The sequence below is a fragment of the Streptomyces sp. NBC_01003 genome, from assembly GCF_045162695.1.
Lineage (GTDB): Bacteria > Actinomycetota > Actinomycetes > Streptomycetales > Streptomycetaceae > Streptomyces.
The window spans coordinates 9,524,131-9,543,052 of record NZ_CP108707.1; the positions used below are offsets into that span (position 1 = coordinate 9,524,131).

Consider the following 18,922-nt stretch of genomic DNA (forward strand, 5'->3'; position numbering starts at 1 on the left):
ATGATCCGGTGCGGAACAGGGGGACGGTGTGGGACAGGCGGGAACGCTCATCCTCATCATGGCAGCCGCCGTTCTGGCGCCGCTGCTGGCGCACTTCGTCGGCCGATGGGTCCGGATCCCCGTGGTCATCTTCGAAATCGTGCTGGGGATCCTCATCGGTCCCGACGTGCTCGGCTGGGCGCACGGAGGAGAGATCATCGACGTGCTCTCGGACCTCGGCCTGTCGATGCTCATCTTTCTGGCCGGGTACGAGATCCAGTTCGCCGCCATCCGGGGAGACACGCTGCGCCGTTCCGTCTGGGCCTGGGTGATCTCCCTGGCTCTGGGGCTGGGCGTGGCGCTGGCCCTGACGGGCCTGGACCTGTCACGCGCCGTGATCATCGGAACCGCGCTGACCAGTACGGCGCTGGGCACGGTGCTGCCCATCCTGCGGGACAGCGGTGATCTGGAGGGCCGGTTCGGCACAGTGATGATGGCGTTCGGCGCGGTCGGCGAGTTCGGGCCCATCATCGCCATGGCGGTGCTGCTCAGCGGCCGCAAACCAGGGGCGGCCACGGTGCTCCTCGCCATCTTCGCCGCCGTCACCGCCGCCGCCGTGTTTGTGGCCCTGCGGCCGCGCCGGCCGTGGTTCAGCCAGGTCATCCGCAGCACTCTGCACACCAGCGCGCAGTTCGCGGTGCGTTTCGTGATGCTCCTGCTGGTCGCGATGCTGGCGCTGTCGCAGGAGCTCGGCCTCGACGTGCTCCTCGGCGCCTTCGCCGCCGGACTGCTCACCCGGCTCGTGCTCCAGGGCTCGGCGCCGGAGAGCAGCGAGGAGATTCTGACCAGGGTGGAGGCGGTGGGTTTTGGCTTCCTCGTCCCGCTTTTCTTCATCGTCACCGGAATCGAGTTCGATCTGGCCTCGCTGCTCGACGGCGGGCGCGCACTGGTGCTGCTGCCCGTCTTCCTCGTCCTCTTCGTGGTCGTACGGGGACTGCCGACGTACGTGCTGGCACCACGGGATCTGTCGCCTCTCAGCCGCCGGGCGCTCACGATCTACTCCGCCACCTGCCTCCCGCTCGTCGTGGCGATCACGGCGATCGGCCTGGACGAGGGTGTCGTGAAGAAGAGCGAGGCGGCGGCCCTGGTCGGGGCGGCGATGATCTCGGTCCTGGTCTTCCCGCTGCTCGCTCTGCGACTGCGCGCAAGGGAACGCCACATCAAGCCCAGGATGCCCCAGGCGCCCGAGACGGAGGCCTGGTGACCAGGCGTCGCTCAGGGGAGCTGCGCGTCAGGCCCCAGACGACTCGTTCTTCCATGAGGTTCCTCTTCGCGCGGCTCGCGCATCACATGTTCGTCGCCTTATGCTCCGTAATGTCCGTAATGCACTTCAGGGAAGGCGGCCCGCTCGTGCCCAGTGGCCTGAATGCCGACACCGTTGGACCCGTCGACGTCGCTGTGGTCGGGTTCGAGGGCAACCGGTTCAACGGTGACGTCGCGCCCGCCCTGCGGGAATTGCAGCAGAACGGCACCGTACGCATCCTCGACCTGAGCTTTGTCATGAAGGCGGCAGACGGCTCCGTCAATGTCGTCGAACTGGCAGATGAGGAAGTGGCTGAGGCGTTCCAGCAGGTCACCGATTCCCAGTTCGACCTTCTCAGCGACGAAGACCTGCGGACCGTCGCGGACAACCTCCCTCCGGAGTCGTCGGCCCTGGTCGTGGCCTGGGAGAACACCTGGGCCGCCCGGCTTGCGACGGCCCTGCGGGACTCGCAGGGCGAACTGCTGCTCCTGGAACGCATCCCGCGGGCCGCCGTCGTCGAAGCCGTCGCCGCGCTCGGCTCCGAGTGGCACCGAACGATTCGGAACTAAGGGGAAGATCGGCATGCCTCAGCGATTCGGACGACCGGGCCTTCTGGGCACGATCGCGCGCACCGCGGTGATCTCCGGTACCGCCACCGCCGTCTCCAGCCGTGTGGATCGCCGCATCGGCGAGCGCGACGCGCGTCGGCAGGCGGAGTCGCAGGCCCAGCAGCAGGCTTCGGCGGAGCAGCCCCCGCCGCCGCCGCCGCAGCAGCAGCCGGCCGCGCCCCCGGCCACGGACCGCGTCTCCCAGCTCACCGCACTCGCCGAGCTCAAGGCCCAAGGGCTGCTGACGGATGAGGAGTTCGCCGCTGAGAAGGCCCGGGTCCTGAACTCCTGACCCGGCCGATCGGAGCAGCCGGCTGATCGGAGCACTCGTCCGATCGAAGCGATCGGAACAGTCAGCCGCGCAGGGCCGACGCGAAGATGCCCGGCAGCCTGCTCGCCCTCGGATCGGTGGCGTAGGCCGTGAGACGTTCCATCGTCGTACCTCCCGTGCGGTTGGTGACGTAGTACGGCGGGCGCGGCGACAGCGAGGGTGAGCCGGTGAACAGACCTCGCGGCGCGGGCGCGAAGGGGGCCCGCAGGACGGTCTTCTCGACGTCCTCCAGCATGAACGCGTTGTGCACGAACCCGATACCGCTGCCGATGTCCTGGCGGGTGTGGCCGGGGTGGGCGCCCCAGGGTGTGTAGCCGAGCAGGAAGCCGAACGCCGACCAGCAGTTGACGCCGAGCGTGCCGTAGCGCAGTGCGGTGACGGCCTCGTCCACGGCGGCGCGGTGGGAACGTTCGGTGCGGGGGTGGACCAGCAATGTGGCGCCGAGTGTTCCGGGAAGCCTGTCGTTGGCGAACTCCGTTGCCGCGCACAGGAATTGAGGAGCGTCCTCGCCGGGCAGGCGCACCACGCCGAGGGCGCTGGCGAACACCTCGTCCGTGAGCATGGGGTCGTCGGCGTCGGTGATGTCCGGGACGAGGAGGCGGCACGTGTCGTCGCCGTAGATCTCGGCCTCCGGGTGGGCCCGCGTCACCGCGTCGAGACGGTCGGCCGCGCCGGGGTAGTAGTCGCCGCGCTGTGGCAGTTCGCGCAGGACGCGACGGATCTCCGCGAGCAGGCGCTCCGTGCCGTCCCAGTGGCGGGGCACGAGCAGGACCTGGCTGGCTACGCAGTTGTGGCCGGAGTTGTTCAGTTTGCCGGTGACGATGTGTTCGGCCTGGAAGCGGAAGTCCGCCGCGCTCCATGGGCCCGGCGTCACGATGCAGGGGCTGACGCCGCCCAGCTCGCTGGTGAACGGCTTGTCGTTGACCGGAGTGTCGGCGCGCCGTCGCTCCTCGGCCTGCGCGCCGGTGCCCCACACGATGGCGTCGTGGGTGCGTTCGCTGCCGGTGACATGGATGGTGTCGACGGTCTCGTGGGTGGTGAGGTACGCGCCTTCGGCCGCGCCCCCGTCGACGAAGCGGACCCAGCCGCGCTCCACGAACTCGGTGAACACCTTCTCGAAGTGCGGGCGGAGGTAGGCGTTGACGGGGTTCATCTTGGCGAGGACGACCTGGCCCTCCGCGTACAGCTTGTGCAGGATGTCGAGCGGCGTGATCGCCGGGACGTTCCCGGCGCCGAGGACGAGCGCGACGGCCGGTTCGCCCGGCCGCCCGCGGTACTCGCCCGCCGCGCGGGCCAGGACCCGCTCGCGGGTCGTGCCCGGCAGGGTCCGCACCTCGGCGGTGAAACCGTTGAGCAGGAGGCGGTCCGTGGCCGTGGCGGGGAAGACGTCGACGACGACGCGGCCCTCGTGCGTGCGGACGGACTTGGCGGGCACCGGGGCGTGCCCGGCGGCCAGGCGACGCAGCACGTGCAGGTACGCGCTCACGGTCTGCGCCAGCGCCCAGGGCGCGGTGGCCCAGTCCTCTGCGGCCCAGTTGGAGTCCGCTTCGTAACCCTTGGCGCAGGCCGCGTCGGCGACCATGCCCGAACCGCCCTCGGCGATGCGCGGGAGCATCCGCTCCAGCAGGGCGATCCGCTCGGTGAGCGGGGTGGCGGTCCAGGACTCGGCGTGGTCGCGCAGGTCGGACACGGCGAGGTCGAGGGGAGCCGTGTCGAGTGTGGGTAGGGGTGCGGCAGACAAGGGTCAACTCCTGTGGAGGTGCGAGGGATTGGGGTGGCGAGGTCGCGTCAGGTGCTCAGTCGTGCGATGTCCCGCGCCGGGTCGACGAGCAGGAAGGACGCGGCGGCTCCGACGGCCAGGAGTAGTCCGGACAGCAGTACCGAGTTCTGGTAGCCGTCGGTGCCCTGGGCGTCGACGAGGGCGCCGACGACGGCCGGTGCGCCCAGACCCGCCGCCGTCACCACCGCGTTCATGGTGCCCAGCGCGCCGCCGCGGCGGGACGGCGGGGCGAGCTCGGCGACGGTGGTCGCGGCGATTGTGGCGTACGAGCCCCCGAGGCCGAAGCCGAGGGCGATCAGGACGGTCTTCGCGCCCGAGCCGTCGACCAGTGGCAGGGCCAGACAGCACGCGGCGCCGAGGGCGAGCAGCCAGCCGCCCACCCAGCCCCGGGCGCGGCGGCTGCCGACACCGCGCCGCATCAGCCGGCCGGTGAGGCCGGCCTGCGCGAGCAGCACGACGGCGCCGATCGTCCAGGGCGCGACGACGAGGGTGCCCGCCGCGTGGGCCGAGTACCCGAGGGCGTTGCGCAGGTAGGACGGCAGCCAGACCAGCATCAGGGCCACGGCCCAGTAGCTGGTGAAGTAGGCGAGGGTGGCGCCGATCCAGGTGCGGCTGGCGAAGATCCTCCGGTACGGGACGGCCGCCTGCGCCTCGTGCGGTATCGCGCCACTGACGGGGGTGACACCCGCGCCACTGGCGGGTGCGACACCGTGGCGGCCGTCCGCACCGAGTGCGGCCCAGGCCACCGCCCACACGAGCCCCGCGCCTGCGAGCACCCACAGCGCCGAGCGCCACCCGTGGTGCTGGATCACCCAGGACAGGCCGGGCGCCGAGACGATCACGCCGAGGGTGACGCCCAGGGTGATCAGCGCGCCGGGCAGATTGCGCCGGTGGTCGGGGAACCAGGCCAGCGTGGCCTGTTGGGCGACGGGGAACGCGGGGCCCTCCGCCGCTCCCAGGAAGACGCGCGAGACGACCAGGACGGCGAGGCCGCCGCCGATCGCCGCGGGCACCTGGGCGACCGACCACAGGACGGCCATCAGCAGGAGCAGCAGTTTCGGCGACATCCGGTCGGCGGCGAGCCCGACGACGACCGCGGCCACGGAGAAGAGCAGGAAGAACGCGCCGTTGGCGAGCCCGAACTGAGTGGCGCTCAGATGGAGGTCCGCGCGGATCTCGTCGGCGGCCAGGCCGAGGACGGACTTGTCCGCGAAATTGACCATCATGAAGACCACGAGCAGCAAGGTCACCGTCCAGGCGCGCCGACTGCTGCTGCCGGTGGTCCCGGTGGACCCGGTGGTCCCCGTCGGGTGCGGGGGCAGGGTCGGTACCGCGGTCATGCGTACTCCTGAGGGAGAAGTGGGAGAACGGTTCAGGACAGCGGGACACCGGCGATGGCGATGCGCTCCATCACCCGGCGCTGCGGGAAGTAGTCGTTGACCGCGTAGTGCTGGACGGCGATGTTGTCCCAGACGGCGATCGAGTCGGCCTCCCAGCGGAAGCGGATCTGGAACTCGGGGATGCGCGCCTGGAGGACCAGGATGTCGAGCAGCTCACGGTTCTCCGCCTCGGACAGGCCCTTGATGTACCGGGTGAACGGCTCGTTCACGTACAGGGTCCTGCGGCCGCTGCGCGGGTGGCGCACCACGACGGGGTGCTCGACCTGCGGCCAGCTCTCGCGGAAGGCGGCCTTCTGCTTGTCGTCCATGAGGGCGCCCCAGCTGGCCTCCCAGTCGTGGACGGCGGTGAGGTTCGCGATCCGCTCCTTGAGGTCCTCGGGCAGGTTGTCGTACGCGGCGCCCATGTCCGCCCACATCGTGTCTCCGCCCGCGGCGGGTACCTCCACGGCACGCAGCACGGCGCCGAGCGAAGGGTTGGCCATGAACGAGTGGTCGCTGTGCCAGATGTTCTTGTTGCCCGCGGCCTTGGCGTCCTTGGCGAGCCGGGAGATGCCGGCGGTACCGGTCTTCGCGAAGAACGGGTTCGCCTCCGGCGGGCCCCAGATGCCCGACAGCGCGAGCTGGTGCTCGGCGGTGAATCCGGTCTGTCCGCGGAAGAAGATCACCTTCCACTCCAGCAGCGCCTGCCGAAGCTCCGCGGCGAGTTCGTCGGAGATGGGCCGGGTCAGGTCGACGCCGCCGAGTACGGCGCCGAAGTGCGGGGTGAGCGGGTCGATGTCGATCAGCCGGTACGCGGACTGCTCGGCGCCGGGGGCGAGCCGCTCCAGGACCCGGCGGCCGTAGTGCATGAGGGGCTTGTCCAGTACCGGCTTGGGGTTGGTCACGTGGGTCGATGCGACGGCCTGCATGGCGGTCCTCCTGACGGTGAACGCTAATTACGTAACCCGCAGTATCGATATTGGAATGCGCAGGTGCAAGGGGTCGGGAGGAGTTGTTTTCCTGCGCCGTCCGAGGGTCGCGGAACTGGCGTCCGGGCATGGCGAAGGGCGCGCGGGCACGACGAAGTGCCCTGCGCGCAGGGAAGTGACGGGGCGTCAGTCCAACGTCAGGGCCGGGCGCCGACCGCCCGGCCGATCAGGTCCACCACCGACTCGACGAGCGCCTCGTCGGGCATCTGCTGCTCGCCGACCATCCGGAAGACCAGCGACGCCGCCACGAGCGTCGAGGCGGCGGATACATCGACGTCAGGCCTGACGTCGCCGCGTGCGATCCCGCGCTCCAGCAGGTGCCGCGTCTCGCTCATCACGCGGGCCGTGTAGGCGCGATAGGCGCCCGGCTCCGCTCCCACCTCGGCGGCGGTACCGATCACCCCGGCCAGCAGGCGGTCGACCCCCGGCTGTCGGTAGGCCTTCATGCGCGCCGTCAGGACGGCCCGCAGCTCGGCCCGGAAGTCCCCCATGTCGGGCACGGTCAGCGGCCCGATCCGCGACTCCGCGGCAGCGATGACCAGGTCCTGCTTGGTGGACCAGCGCCGGTACATGGTCGGCTTGCTCACCCCGGCGCGGGCCGCGACGGCGTGCATCGTGAGCGCGGCCATGCCGCTCTCCGCCACCAGGTCGACGACGGCGTCGAGCACGGCCCGCGTGACATGTTCCTGGCGCGGCCGGCCCGGACCCCGGCGTGCGCTCTCCACCTGTTCCTCCGACATGCGGCGACCCTACGCGGACCGCGTCCGTCGCAGCTCGCGGGGACGCGTCCGCAGGCCTGCGGCGCTCAGGCGCCCACGGCCTGCGTGACGTCGGCCAGCTCGGCCCGCAGCACATGCTTGGTGATCTTCCCCGACGGCGTACGCGGCAGCTCACGGCGGAGGACCAGCTCGCGGGGGATCTTGTAGCGGGCGATCCGCGTCTCCAGCCACGCGCGCACACCCGCCAGGTCCGGTTCCGTACCGTCGCGCGGCACGACGACGGCCACCACGGTCTCGCCCCACTGCGGGTGCGGGCGGCCGACGACGGCGACGTCGAGCACGTCCGGATGGCCGCGCAGCGCGCCCTCCACCTCCTGCGAGGCGACGTTCTCGCCGCCGGTGATGATCACGTCCTTCATCCGGTCCACGACCGTGACGAAGCCGTCCTCGTCGACCCGTCCCAGGTCGCCGCTGCGGTACCAGTCGCCCGCGAACACCTCGGCGGTGGCGGCCTCGTCGTCGAGGTAGCCGACCATGCGCGTGTCCGAGCGCAGCCAGATCTCCCCGGTATCGCCCGGACCGGCATCCGTGCCGTCGGGGCGGACGACCCGCAGATCCACACCGGGCATGCCGTGGCACCCGATCGAACCGGCCTTGGTCACCTGCTCGGCGGGGGAGAGCGAGGTCCCCGCGGGGCCCATTTCGCTCATCCCGTACACCTGGTGGAAGTCCTGCGAGCCGTACGCCTTCATCAGCCGGCGCGCGGTGTCGGCGTCCAGAGGCCCGGCGCCGTAGATCCACGCGCGCACGGAGGTGAGGTCGAAGTCGGCGAAGTCGGCGACGGCTTGCACGGGGGCGATGAGCGCGATCGGCGCCGCGAACATCGCGGTGACCCGCTCGCGCTGGATCGTCTCCAGCATGCCGCGAGGATCGTACTCGCGCTGCAGCACGACCGTGGCCCCGCGCACCAGCGTGCCGAGCGTCCAGTTGTTGAGGGGGGAGGCGTGCCAGATCGGCATGCAGATCAGGAACCGCTCGTCAGGGACGAGGGGGATCGCGTCCGCCGTGTGCCCGGCCGTCAGGGCGATGCCGCGGTGCGTGTGCACACAGCCCTTGGGGGTCCCGGAGGTGCCTGACGTGTAGAGGATCTGCGCGATGTCGCTGTCCGGGCCCGGTTCCCCGCGATACGGCTCGGCTCGCGCGAGGAGGGACTCGAAGCTGTCCGCGGGGCGGCTCGTGTCCCCGTCGGCGTCGGGGTGGCTGACCAGCCAGGGCACGGCGACCGCCTCGGCGGCAGCGGTCGCGCGCCCGCCGATCTCCGCGTCGACGAGCATCAGCCGGGCTCCGCAGTGCTGGAGCTGGCGCGTCACCTCGGCAGTCTGCAGTTTGTGGTTGACGGGCACCAGGGTGGCGCCCGCGTACCAGGCGCCGAACGCCGCGAACAGGAACGCGGGGGTGTTGTACGTCATCACCGCGAGACGATCGCCCGGCCGCAGCCCGGCCTCGTTCAGTACCGTCGCGGCGCGCCGGGCGGCATCTTCGAACTCCCGGTAGCTCCAACGCTGTTCGCGGTAGACGACCGCTTCCTTGTCGCCGGCCGAGCGAACCACGCTGTCCAGCAGGGCACTGAGGTGCATCACGTTCTCCTGACGAGCCGGGCCGGCGAGACCGACCGTGGCGGGAACCTCTGAATCATGGTTCACTTCTTTCATGGCCTACCGCAAGACCCCAGCCGAAATCAGCCGGCTCGAAGCCGCGAGAGAGCGCCTCGTCTCCTGCGCGACCTCGGTCGTGGCGGAAGTGGGCTGGTCGCAGGCGTCCGTGACCGCCGTCGCCGACTCGGCGGGCATCGCGGCAGGCTCCGTGTACCAGCACTTCCCGTCCAAGGCGGCTCTCGCCGTGGAGGTGTTCCGGCGCGCCGCGGGACGCGAGGCCGACGTCCTGGGCGAGGTGCTGCACGGTCCGGGAGACCCCGTCGAACGGCTCCGCCGCGGCGTCGAGGTCTTCGCCCGCCGTGCCCTGGAGAACCGTGGCCTCGCCTACGCCCTGCTCGCGGCCCCCGCCGAACCCGCGGTCGGTGCCGAGCGACTCGACTTCCGCCGCCGCTACCGCGCGCTGTGGGCCGAGGTGGTGCGCGAGGGTACATCTACGGGCCAACTCCCCCCGCAGAATGCCGAGATCACCGCTGCGGCCCTGACCGGAGCCATCGGCGAAGTGCTCGTCGACCCGCTCGGCACCCCCGACGAGAACGCCACCGAGCAGCTCCTCACCGATCTCACCGCCGCGGCGCTGCGCTGCGCGGGCGCCCCGACCGCCTGATTTCCCCCCGCTCCCCGGAGGAGACCCCATGCCCAGCAACCCCACCGCCGTGACGCACGAAGTGACCAACCAGGCACCGCCGTTGACCGGCCACGACATCGCCGACGACCCGGTCCTCCTCGAGGGCGTGCGCCGCGAGGGCGCCGCATGGTCTCTCGACGACCTCCACCGGATCGGTCGCCGCGCGGGCAGCGAGGAAGTGCAGCGCTGGGCCGACGAGGCCAACCGCTACGAGCCGGTGCTGCGCACCCACGACCGCTACGGCAACCGCATCGACGAAGTCGACTTCCACCCCTCGTACCACGCCCTGATGGACGTCGCGGTCGGCGAGGGCTTGGCCGGCAGCGCGTGGGCGGACGAACGGCCCGGCGCGCATGTGGCGCGGGCCGCCGCCTTCATGGTGTGGAGCAGCACCGAGGCCGGGCACGGCTGCCCCGTCTCCATGACGTACGCCGTTGTCCCCGCACTGCGCCACGCCCCCGACCTGGCCAAGATCTACGAGCCCCTGCTCACCAGCCGTGTCTACGAACCCGGTCTGCACACCCCAGGGGAGAAGGGGGGCCTGCTCGCCGGCATGGGGATGACGGAGAAGCAGGGCGGCACCGATGTGCGCGCGAACACCACCTCCGCCACCGAACAGGCCGACGGGACCTGGCGGTTGCGCGGTCACAAGTGGTTCACGAGCGCCCCGATGAACGACCTGTTCCTGGTGCTCGCGCAGGCGCCCGGCGGCCTGTCCTGCTTCCTGGTCCCGCGCGTCCTGCCCGACGGCAGCCGCAATACCTTCCGCATCCAGCGGCTCAAGGACAAGCTCGGCAACCGGTCCAACGCGTCCAGCGAGCCCGAGTTCGACGACACCGTGGCCTGGCTCGTCGGCGCCGAGGGCAAGGGCGTCCGCACCATCATCGACATGGTGACCATGACGCGCCTCGACTGTGTCCTAGGCTCCGCCGCCGGCACCCGCGCCGCACTGGCCCAGGCCGCCCACCACGCCCGCCACCGCTCGGTGTTCGGCGCCAAGCTCATCGACCAGCCGCTGATGCGCAACGTACTGGCCGACCTCGCCGTGGAGTCCGAGGCCGCCACCACGCTCGCGCTGCGCCTGGCCGGCGCCGCCGACCGCGCTCAGCGCGGCGACGAGGGGGAGCGAGCCTTCCTGCGCCTGGCGACGGCGGTCGGCAAGTACTGGGTGTGCAAGCGGCAGCCCGTAGCGGTGGCCGAGGCCCTGGAATGCCTCGGCGGCAACGGGTATGACGAGGCGTCAGGCATGCCGCGGCTGTACCGCGATGCCCCGCTCAACGGCATCTGGGAGGGCTCCGGCAACGTCAACGCCCTGGACATGCTGCGGGCGTTGGCCCGTGAGCCCGAGTCCCTGGCGGCGTTCCGTACGGAGATCGAGGCGGCTGCGGGCGGCGACCAGCGGCTCGACGCGGCCTGGCGGGAGTTGCGGGGCGAACTCGTCCTGACCGAGGACGCGCCGCTGAGGGCTCGCCGGGTCATCGAACGCGCGGCCCTGGTGCTGCAGGGTTCACTCCTGGTCCGGCACGCGCCGACCGCCGTGGCGGACGCGTTCTGCGCGTCGCGGCTCGCCGGGGACCGCGGACTCGCCTTCGGGACGCTGCCGCCGGGGACCGATTTCGCGGGGTTGCTGGAGCGACTGCCTGCGTGACGTTCGCGTTGCGATGCGCCTCAGGTGGACCTTTGGTGGGCTCCGTTGGGGCAGTCCGAGGGCGGCCCAGTGCGCTGGTCCACGATCTCGGGGCCGCCGCCTGGGGCGCACCGGCCCGGGCGGCCGTCGTCGTCGTGGCGCCGGCACCGCCGTGGTCCGCGGTGGCAGTGAATGACGCCGCGCCCTTGCGTCCAGCGATGCGGTTCGGCGTGGTGGCCGACGAAACCTCGGGCTCGGGAGACCGAAACGCGCCGAGTGCCCCTTGTATCCTGCCGCCATGTCGCGCAGATCGCGCCGGGCGCGGGTCGAGGACGTCCATGAACTGGCATTGGCGATGCCTCATGTCACCGTCGTCCAGGGGTCCGCCGATAACCCGGTCTACCAGGTTGGACACAAGTCGTTCGTCTTCTTCCGCACTCCTCGGCCCGACGCCCTCGATCCGGAGACCGGCGAACGCTACCCGGACGTGATCGTCTTCTGGGTGCCGTCCGAATCGGACAAGCAGGCCCTGGTGCAGGATCCAGCCTCACCGTTCTTCACCACGCCGCACTTCGACGGTCACCTGTCGGTACTCGTCCGGGCCGGCCGGATCGGCGAACTCACGTTGAGCGAACTGACCGAAGTCGTCCAGGACGCCTGGCTGTCCCAGGCCTCGGCGACCAGGGCCGCCAACTGGCTCAAGGCCCGCGGAGAGCAGTGACCGGAGGACGCGCGACTGGCGCGGAGCGCCCGATGGAAGCCCCCCTTCCCCTTGTGGCTAAGGTAAGCCTTGCCTAATTATTCACGGGGAGGGCTGGAGGTGTGCCGTCGTGCGCGCTGGTGGTGTGAAGGTCGTGCTGGCCGCGGCGGTTGTCGGAGGGCTCCTGGCGGGTTGCTCGTCGTCGGCAGGCGGAGGCAATGCGGGGGAGAAGGGTGACGCGGGCCGCAATGTCGTCGCCGGTGCCGCGGACGGGAAGGGTCCCACTGCCGCACCGAGCGCCGTGCCCGCCGCAATGGCGAGCGACGCGAAGGACGGCGCCTTTCCGCGCACAGTCGGCCACTACAAGGGCAAGGTCGAGCTGAAGCACGCCCCGAAGCGGATCGCCGTACTGTCGACCGGGCAGCTGGACGACCTGCTCACACTCGGGACCGTGCCGGTCGCCTCCACGCGCGCCGACAACGCGGGACTCGTACCCGACTACCTCGCCGACGCCTTCCCGCAGGACAAGAAGCAGCTCGGTGCCATGACCGACGCGGGAACGCGGGCCGCGCCCAACCTGGAGTCCCTGGCCCGCGCGAAGCCGGATCTGATCCTGGCCAACTCCTCGCTAGGCGACCTGTATCCGAAGCTCTCCGCCATCGCGCCCACCGTCGTCACCAAGGGGCAGGGGATCAACTGGAAGAGCGACCTGCTGCTCGTGGGCGCGGCCATCGGCAAGCAGGAGAAGGCGCAGCGGCTGCTCGACGGCTTCGCCGCCGACACCAAGCGTCAGGGGGTCAGGGCCAGGGGCGCCGAGGTGTCCATGGTGCGGTTCTCGCCCGGACGTACGCGGATGTTCGGGGTGTCGTCCTTCACCGGTTCCATCGCCGTCGACATGGGGCTCACCCGCCCCAAGGCCCAGCAGTTCAGGGCCATTTCGCAGGACATCGGCGCCGAGCGCATCGACACCGCGGACGGGGACTGGATCTTCTACGCGGTGCAGGGCAAGGCCGCCAAGACCGACGCGGCGAACGTGCTCGCCGGGCCGCTGTGGAAGTCGACGCGGGGCGTCAAGGCGAGGCACGCCGTACAGGTCGACGACGACCCCTGGTACCTGAACGCCGGGCCCACGGCGGCACGGCTGGTCCTCGACGAGCTCACCGAGCACCTCGGCTGAGACGTGCCCATGCCCGATTCCGGCCCCGGCATACGACGCCTGGCCTGGCCCGTCGTCGCCCTCGCCGCCACCTTCGCCGTCGTCGCGCTCAGTCTCGCCGTCGGGTCGCGTCCCGTGCCGTTGAGCACCGTCGTCGACGCGCTGGTGCAGGGGGCGAACGGTCCCGACGCCCTTGTCGTACGTTCTCTGCGGGTGCCGCGCACGGCCATCGGGCTCGCCGCGGGCGCCGGGCTCGGCCTCGCGGGGGCGGCGCTGCAGGCGGTGACGCGCAACCCGCTCGCCGATCCCGGCATCCTCGGGCTCAGCCAAGGGGCCGCGGCCGGCGTCGTGATGGCGCTCGCGACCGGCCGGGCGGACGGCTTCTCCGGGTACGTGTGGTGGGCGTTCGGCGGCGCGGTCGCCGCCGCGTTCCTCGTGTACGTGATCGCGGGGCGCGGCCAGGGCGGGGCGAGCCCCGTCAAACTGGCGCTGGCCGGAACGGCGTTCTCCGCGATGATCGCGGGCGGTACGACGGTGGCGCTGACCTCGAGTTCGGCGACGCTCGACCAGTTCCGGTTCTGGCAGGTCGGCGCGATCGACGGGCGGGATGCGGGCACGATCGTGCAGATGCTGCCGTTCCTGGGCGCGGGGGCACTGCTCGTCCTGTGCTGTGCGCGTGGCCTCGACGGCCTCGCCCTCGGGGACGAAACGGCGCGCGCGCTCGGGCACCGCGTCCACCGCGTCCGGATCGCGGCGGCGCTGGGCGCGACGCTCCTGACGGCCACAGCGGTCGCGGCGTCCGGCCCCATCGCCTTCGTCGGCCTCGCCGTCCCGCACCTGGCCCGGCGCCTGGTGAGAGGCGGCCATCGCTGGACCCTTCCGCTGTCGGCCCTGCTCGGCGCCTGTCTGCTGGTCGGCGCCGATGTGGCCGGTCGCGTGGTGCGGCCTCCCGGGGAGGTGCCGGCCGGGGTGATGACGGCGCTCGTCGGAGTGCCGGTCCTGATCTGGCTCGTCCGGGGCCGCCGGACTGTGGGGGAGGAGTGAGCATGGGAACGTCGACCTGGGCCGAAGACGCGCGGACAGCGCATTCGCGGACCGCCGGACCGCAGTCCTCCTATCCCCGGTCCGCGGGCCTGCACGTCCTGCGGGCGCGCGGCAACTCCCTTCTCTGGCACCGCCGTTCCGCTGTCGTCGCCGCAGGTCTGTGTCTCTTGCTCGCGGTGGTCATGGTCCTCGCCGCCTGCGCCGGGCAGGGCTGGGTGTCACCCGCGGACGTGCTGCACATCGTGCGCGGTGGTCAGGGGCCCGACGCCCTCGTCGTACGGGAACTGCGCGTGCCGCGGATCGTCCTCGGGGCCCTCGTGGGGCTCGCGCTCGGGGCCGCCGGGGCGCTGGTGCAGTCCGTGACCCGGAATCCGCTGGCCTCGCCCGATGTCATCGGGGTCGGTCACGGGGCTGCCGCAGCCACCGTCCTTGCGCTTGCCACCGGGGTCATCTCGTCCCCGGGCGCGCTGCCTGCCGTCTCCGTCGCGGGCGGAATCGCGGCCGCCGCCCTCGTGTGGGCGGTCGCGTGGCGCGGAGGGATGAAGTCGAGCCGCTTCGTGCTGACGGGAGTCGGCGTGGGGGTCGCGCTCTCCGCCGTCGTCCAGCTCTACCTCACCGACAGCGAGTTGGAGCAGGCCGAGATCGTCAAACTGTGGCTGACCGGCAGTCTCAACGGGCGCGGCTGGGACCAGGCCGGACCGCTCGGACTCGTCCTCCTGCTCAGCCTGCCCGCCCTCGTGTGGGCAAGTCGCGCCCTGCGCCCCCTCGGCCTCGGCCCCGACATGGCGGCCGCGCTCGGCTTCCGGGTGCGCCGGGCCCAGCTCGGCCTGACCGTCATCGGCGTGGTCCTCGCGGCGAGCGCGACCGGCGCCGCGGGGCCCATCGGTTTCGTCGCCCTGACGGCGCCGCAGCTCGCCCGCCTCCTGACCCGCACGCCCCAACTCCCGCTTGTGTGCTCGGCGTTGACGGGCGCCGTCACCCTGACGGCAGCCGACCTCGCCGCCCGGCTGATCCTCGTACCGCTCGAAGTTCCGGTGGGTGCGTTGACCGCGCTGGTCGGGGCGCCCTATCTGCTGTGGCTGCTCGGCAGGTCGCACCGCTGATCCCTTCACATCCTCGGGCTTCCTGCGTCCTCTCGATAGAGGTCGGCCAGCAGGGCGACCGCGGCGTGGGTGGCGGGATGCGGGCTCTGCCGGGGCCAGATCAGGTGTACGGGGACGGGTTCGGTGTCGCGCAGAAGGCGATATGCGATGCCGTCGCGACGGTACTGCGTGGCCGTGGACTGCGGAGTGACGCCGACGCAGCGGCCCGTGGCGATGGCGGCGAGCCAGTCGTCGACGTCCTGGATGTACTCCGCGCGGGGACGGGCCCCTTCGGGCCACAGGTCCAGGGTGGTGGTGCCGGTGCGACGGTCCACCACGACGGTGCGCTCGCGGATCTCCGACAGGCGGATGCTGCGACGCCGGGCCCACGGGTCGTCGGAGGCTAGGGCGAGGTAGCGGCGCTCGTGCCCGACCAGGGCGTGAGCGTAGCGCCGGGTGTCGATGGCGGTCCGGATGACGGCCACGTCGCACAGGCCCTCGGCCAGACCGCCGGTGGGGGTGTTGTGGCGGATCAGGTGGAGTTCTACGTCGGGGTAGCGGTCGCGCCAGCGGCGCTGGAACTCGGCGGTGAGCCGACCCATGGCGGACCAGGCGTGGCCGATGCGCAGGCGCGTGTGACCGGTGGTGGCCTGACGGACCAGTTCGTCGGCCTCGTCGAGCATGTGTCGGGCGCGGGCCAGGACCTCCACGCCGGCAGTGGTGGGGGTGACCGTACGGCTGGTGCGGTGCAGGAGCCGTACGCCGAGGATCCGCTCCAAGGCCAGCAGGGTGCGGGAGACGGATGCCTGGGAGACGCCCAGGTCGATCGCGGCGTCGGTGAAGCTGCCGGTGTCGACGATCGCGACCAGGCAACGCAGGTGCCGCAGCTCCAGATCCGGAGAACCATCCATACGTCGAGCGTATAGGTACGGCGTCAGATGCATTTTGCGTATGGGCCCGTGAGGCGGATGGTCGCGTCATGGAAACCGATGTTCGCGCGGAGCCGACCGTGTCCACCGCTCCACAGGTCGCCTCACCCCGCTGGTCCGGGGTGGCCCTGATGCTGGGCAGCGGCCTGTCCAACCAGCTCGGAGCTTCCGTCGCCGCACTCGCCTTCCCGGTTCTGGGGCCGGTGGGTGTGGTCGCGGTGCGCCAATGGGTGGCCGCGGGCGTGCTGTTGAGCGTCGGGCGGCCGAACCTGCGCAAGTTCACCGCAGCGCAGTGGAAGCCGGTGGTGGGACTGGCCGTGGTGTTCGCGACCATGAACCTGACGCTGTACATGGCGATCGACCGGATCGGGCTCGGTCTGGCGGTCACCCTCGAATTCCTCGGGCCGCTCACCGTCGCCCTCGCGGGCTCCCGCCGTCGCGTCGACCTGGTCTGTGCGCTCGTGGCCGGCGCGGCCGTACTCGTCCTCACCCGGCCTCAGCCCAGCACCGACTACCTCGGCATCGCCCTGGCCCTGCTGGCCGCCGTGTGCTGGGGCTGCTACATCCTGCTCAACCGCACCGTGGGGCAGCGCCTGCCCGGGATCGAGGGTTCCGCGGCCGCCGCACTCGTCTCCGGCGCGCTCTACGTGCCGGTCGGCATCACCGTACTGTGCCTGCACCGGCCGACCGCAGCCTCACTCCTGTGCGCGCCGGCAGCCGGTGTGCTGTCCTCCGCGGTGCCCTTCCTCGCCGATCTGCTCGCGCTGCGACGCGTCCCCGCCCACTTCTTCGGGATCTTCATGAGCGTCAACCCGGTGTGCGCGGCACTGGTGGGCCTGGTGATACTCGGCCAGCACCTCGACCCGGCATCGTGGACGGCCATCGCCGTGATCGTTGCCGCGAACGCCGTGGCCGTGGGCACGGCAGCGCACCGCCCCCGGCCCGTCACGACCACCCGGGCGCGGTGTGAATAGAGTGGGCAAGTGGATCTCAACGCTGTGCGCACCTTTGTCGCGGCCGCGGACGCCGGCCAGTTCCAGGAAGCCGCCGCAGCCCTGTCGATCACCCAGCAAGCCGTCTCCAAGCGCATCGCCGTGCTGGAAAAGGACCTGGGAGTACGGCTGTTCACCCGCACACCACGTGGCGCCGAGCTCACCATCGACGGCCAGGCGTTCCTGCCCCACGCCCGCGAACTCCTCCGGGCGGAGGACCGGGCCGATGCCTCAGTGCGCCCCGGCCGGCGCGCCCTGCGCGTCGACGTGATCAACCGGCGGATCGCTCCGGCGGTGCTTCTCCAGGACTTCTACCGCACGCGTCCTGACATCGAGCTCGACGTCGTGACCCTGAACGCCGACGTCGACACCGCGATCGCCGCCGTCGAAGCCGGGACGATCGACGCCACGTTCCACGCGATCACCGTCGCCGAGCATCACCTGCCGGCCTCGATCAAGACCACCCGAGTGATCGACGACCCGCACGAGCTTCTCGTCGGCCCCTCCCATCCGCTGGCCGACGCCGACAGCGTCACCCCCGCACAACTCGCCGGCCACCGCATCTGGATGCCCGGTATGGCACCCGGCACAGAGTGGGCCGACTACTACGACGAGTTCGCCGCCGCATTCGGACTCACGATCGACGTCGTCGGGCCCGTGTTCGGGAACGAGGCGCTGCTGGACGAGATCGCCGACTCCGCCGACCTCGCGACCCTCGTCGGCGAAGGATCGCGCTATCTCTGGCCCGACAGCTACGACCTGCGCCGCATTCCGGTGCGGAACCCGACGCCGGTCTACCCGATGTCCCTGATCTGGCGCGGCGACAACCGGCATCCGGCGCTCGACGCGTTCCGCGCCCACCTGGAGGCGACCCGAGCGCAGACCCCGGACCCCGACGTCTGGGAACCGACGTGGAGACAGCGGACCGCCAGAAGGTCGTGAGACCCAAGGCGGCGTCCGCCCTTCAGCGAAGCACCACCGTGCGCCTTCCCTGGACGAAGACGCGGCCTTCGCAGTGCCAGCGGACGGCCCGGGCCAGGGCTGCCGATTCCGCGTCGCGGCCGATGGCGGCCAGGTCCTCGGGGGTGTGGCTGTGGTCGGCGCTGATGACCTCCTGGGCGATGATCGGGCCTTCGTCGAGGTCGGCGGTGACGTAGTGGGCCGTCGCGCCGACGAGTTTGACCCCGCGGTCGTGCGCCTGGTGGTAGGGCTTGGCGCCCTTGAAGCTCGGCAGGAACGAGTGGTGGATGTTGATCAGGCGGCCGGGCAGCTGAGCGCACAGGCCGTCGGAGAGCACCTGCATGTAGCGCGCGAGCACGACGAGGTCGACGTCGAACGAGTCGATGAGCTCGAGGAGTTGGGCCTCGGCCTCGGGCTTCGTCGAGGCGGTCACCGGCACGTGGAAGAACGGGATGCCGTGCCAGACGACGAGTCCCTCGTGGTCGCGGTGGTTGGAGACGACCGCGACCACGTCGATGGGCAGGTCACCGCTGCGGGTGCGGAAGAGCAGGTCGTTGAGGCAGTGGTCGTAGCGGGACACCATGATCAGCACGCGCCGGCGGGTGCTGACCGGTTCGAGGTGCCACCGCATGGCGAAGGGGGCAGCCACGGCGGCGAAGTCGTCGCGCATGGCCTGCGTGGTGTTCTCGCCGCCGGCGGCGGCGAAGCGCACCCGCATGAAGAAGTGGCCGTCCCGGCGGTCGCCGAACTGCTGGTTGTCGATGATGTCGCTGCCGTGCTCGACGAGGAACCGCGAGACGGCGTGGACGATGCCGGGCGCCTCGGGGCAGTCAAGGGTGAGCACGTGCTCGACCGTTGCCGTGGCGGGGCCGGTCGGCAAGGGGCCGGTCGGAGAGGGGGCGGGGGGCGCGGCGGAAGCCGGGGAATCAGTCATGGTGTCAGCATTCGGTGACGTCGGCGGAGAGGCCGCCGTCGGGCGGCCTCCTTGTATGTGGCCTTCATGT

18 protein-coding genes are annotated in these 18,922 nt (G+C 71.3%); 11 read left to right on the forward strand and 7 right to left on the reverse strand.

From position 1 onward, the window contains the following. Nucleotides 1-28: 28 nt before the first annotated feature. The 3 genes from OG698_RS43790 to OG698_RS43800 are packed head-to-tail and all read left to right on the forward strand — an operon-like array spanning nucleotide 29 to nucleotide 2,182. The gene (locus OG698_RS43790) at nucleotides 29-1,243 is read left to right on the forward strand and encodes a cation:proton antiporter (RefSeq protein ID WP_406109714.1); all 1,215 of its coding nucleotides are present in this window, start codon (nucleotides 29-31) and stop codon (nucleotides 1,241-1,243) included. Between the two features lie 53 nt (nucleotides 1,244-1,296). After that, nucleotides 1,297-1,851 (forward strand): DUF6325 family protein, encoded by a 555-nt coding sequence (locus tag OG698_RS43795; RefSeq protein ID WP_406109715.1) that lies wholly within the window; start codon nucleotides 1,297-1,299, stop codon nucleotides 1,849-1,851. Between the two features lie 13 nt (nucleotides 1,852-1,864). Then, a complete protein-coding gene (locus tag OG698_RS43800) occupies nucleotides 1,865-2,182 on the forward strand; it encodes an SHOCT domain-containing protein (RefSeq protein WP_406109716.1) in 318 nt (105 codons plus the stop codon). Between the two features lie 61 nt (nucleotides 2,183-2,243). Here OG698_RS43800 and OG698_RS43805 read toward each other — a convergent pair whose 3' ends face one another. From OG698_RS43805 to OG698_RS43825, 5 genes are all read right to left on the reverse strand, one after another. Then, the gene (locus tag OG698_RS43805; RefSeq protein WP_406109717.1) at nucleotides 2,244-3,962 is read right to left on the reverse strand and encodes an aldehyde dehydrogenase family protein; all 1,719 of its coding nucleotides are present in this window, start codon (nucleotides 3,960-3,962) and stop codon (nucleotides 2,244-2,246) included. A gap of 47 nt (nucleotides 3,963-4,009) precedes the next feature. Then, nucleotides 4,010-5,341, reverse strand: a complete 1,332-nt coding sequence (locus tag OG698_RS43810) for an MFS transporter (protein WP_406109718.1) — start codon at nucleotides 5,339-5,341, stop codon at nucleotides 4,010-4,012. 32 nt (nucleotides 5,342-5,373) lie between these two features. Next, nucleotides 5,374-6,309: a TauD/TfdA dioxygenase family protein gene (locus OG698_RS43815; RefSeq protein ID WP_406109719.1), complete on the reverse strand. Its 936-nt coding sequence runs from the start codon at nucleotides 6,307-6,309 to the stop codon at nucleotides 5,374-5,376. Between the two features lie 197 nt (nucleotides 6,310-6,506). Beyond that, a complete protein-coding gene (locus OG698_RS43820) occupies nucleotides 6,507-7,109 on the reverse strand; it encodes a TetR/AcrR family transcriptional regulator (protein WP_406109720.1) in 603 nt (200 codons plus the stop codon). Between the two features lie 65 nt (nucleotides 7,110-7,174). After that, a complete protein-coding gene (locus tag OG698_RS43825) occupies nucleotides 7,175-8,725 on the reverse strand; it encodes a class I adenylate-forming enzyme family protein (RefSeq protein ID WP_406109721.1) in 1,551 nt (516 codons plus the stop codon). A gap of 73 nt (nucleotides 8,726-8,798) precedes the next feature. On the opposite strand from OG698_RS43825, the gene OG698_RS43830 reads away from it, so the two are divergent. The 6 genes from OG698_RS43830 (at nucleotide 8,799) to OG698_RS43855 (ending at nucleotide 15,058) form a co-directional block, all read left to right on the forward strand. Next, nucleotides 8,799-9,407, forward strand: a complete 609-nt coding sequence (locus OG698_RS43830; protein WP_399979035.1) for a TetR/AcrR family transcriptional regulator — start codon at nucleotides 8,799-8,801, stop codon at nucleotides 9,405-9,407. 28 nt (nucleotides 9,408-9,435) lie between these two features. Beyond that, entirely contained in the window at nucleotides 9,436-11,076 is a 1,641-nt protein-coding gene (locus OG698_RS43835; RefSeq protein WP_406109722.1) for an acyl-CoA dehydrogenase family protein, read from the forward strand. A gap of 277 nt (nucleotides 11,077-11,353) precedes the next feature. Further along, nucleotides 11,354-11,776 (forward strand): MmcQ/YjbR family DNA-binding protein, encoded by a 423-nt coding sequence (locus OG698_RS43840; RefSeq protein WP_406109723.1) that lies wholly within the window; start codon nucleotides 11,354-11,356, stop codon nucleotides 11,774-11,776. Nucleotides 11,777-11,885: 109 nt separating this feature from the next. Continuing rightward, nucleotides 11,886-12,932, forward strand: coding sequence for an ABC transporter substrate-binding protein (locus tag OG698_RS43845; protein ID WP_406109724.1), 1,047 nt, complete (start codon nucleotides 11,886-11,888; stop codon nucleotides 12,930-12,932). Nucleotides 12,933-12,941: 9 nt separating this feature from the next. Further along, on the forward strand, nucleotides 12,942-13,955 hold the full coding sequence (locus OG698_RS43850; RefSeq protein WP_406109725.1) for a FecCD family ABC transporter permease: 1,014 nt from the start codon (nucleotides 12,942-12,944) through the stop codon (nucleotides 13,953-13,955). Between the two features lie 2 nt (nucleotides 13,956-13,957). Next, on the forward strand, nucleotides 13,958-15,058 hold the full coding sequence (locus OG698_RS43855; RefSeq protein ID WP_406109726.1) for a FecCD family ABC transporter permease: 1,101 nt from the start codon (nucleotides 13,958-13,960) through the stop codon (nucleotides 15,056-15,058). 5 nt (nucleotides 15,059-15,063) lie between these two features. Here OG698_RS43855 and OG698_RS43860 read toward each other — a convergent pair whose 3' ends face one another. Next, a complete protein-coding gene (locus tag OG698_RS43860) occupies nucleotides 15,064-15,948 on the reverse strand; it encodes a LysR family transcriptional regulator (protein WP_406109727.1) in 885 nt (294 codons plus the stop codon). A gap of 149 nt (nucleotides 15,949-16,097) precedes the next feature. Here OG698_RS43860 and OG698_RS43865 point away from each other — a divergent pair, with 149 nt between their 5' ends. Then, the gene (locus tag OG698_RS43865) at nucleotides 16,098-16,940 is read left to right on the forward strand and encodes an EamA family transporter (RefSeq protein WP_406111619.1); all 843 of its coding nucleotides are present in this window, start codon (nucleotides 16,098-16,100) and stop codon (nucleotides 16,938-16,940) included. Between the two features lie 9 nt (nucleotides 16,941-16,949). Then, complete coding sequence (locus tag OG698_RS43870; protein ID WP_406109728.1) at nucleotides 16,950-17,900, forward strand: LysR family transcriptional regulator; 951 nt, start codon at nucleotides 16,950-16,952, stop codon at nucleotides 17,898-17,900. 22 nt (nucleotides 17,901-17,922) lie between these two features. Here OG698_RS43870 and purU read toward each other — a convergent pair whose 3' ends face one another. Continuing rightward, a complete protein-coding gene (purU, locus tag OG698_RS43875; protein ID WP_406109729.1) occupies nucleotides 17,923-18,852 on the reverse strand; it encodes a formyltetrahydrofolate deformylase in 930 nt (309 codons plus the stop codon). Between the last annotated feature and the right edge of the window lie 70 nt (nucleotides 18,853-18,922).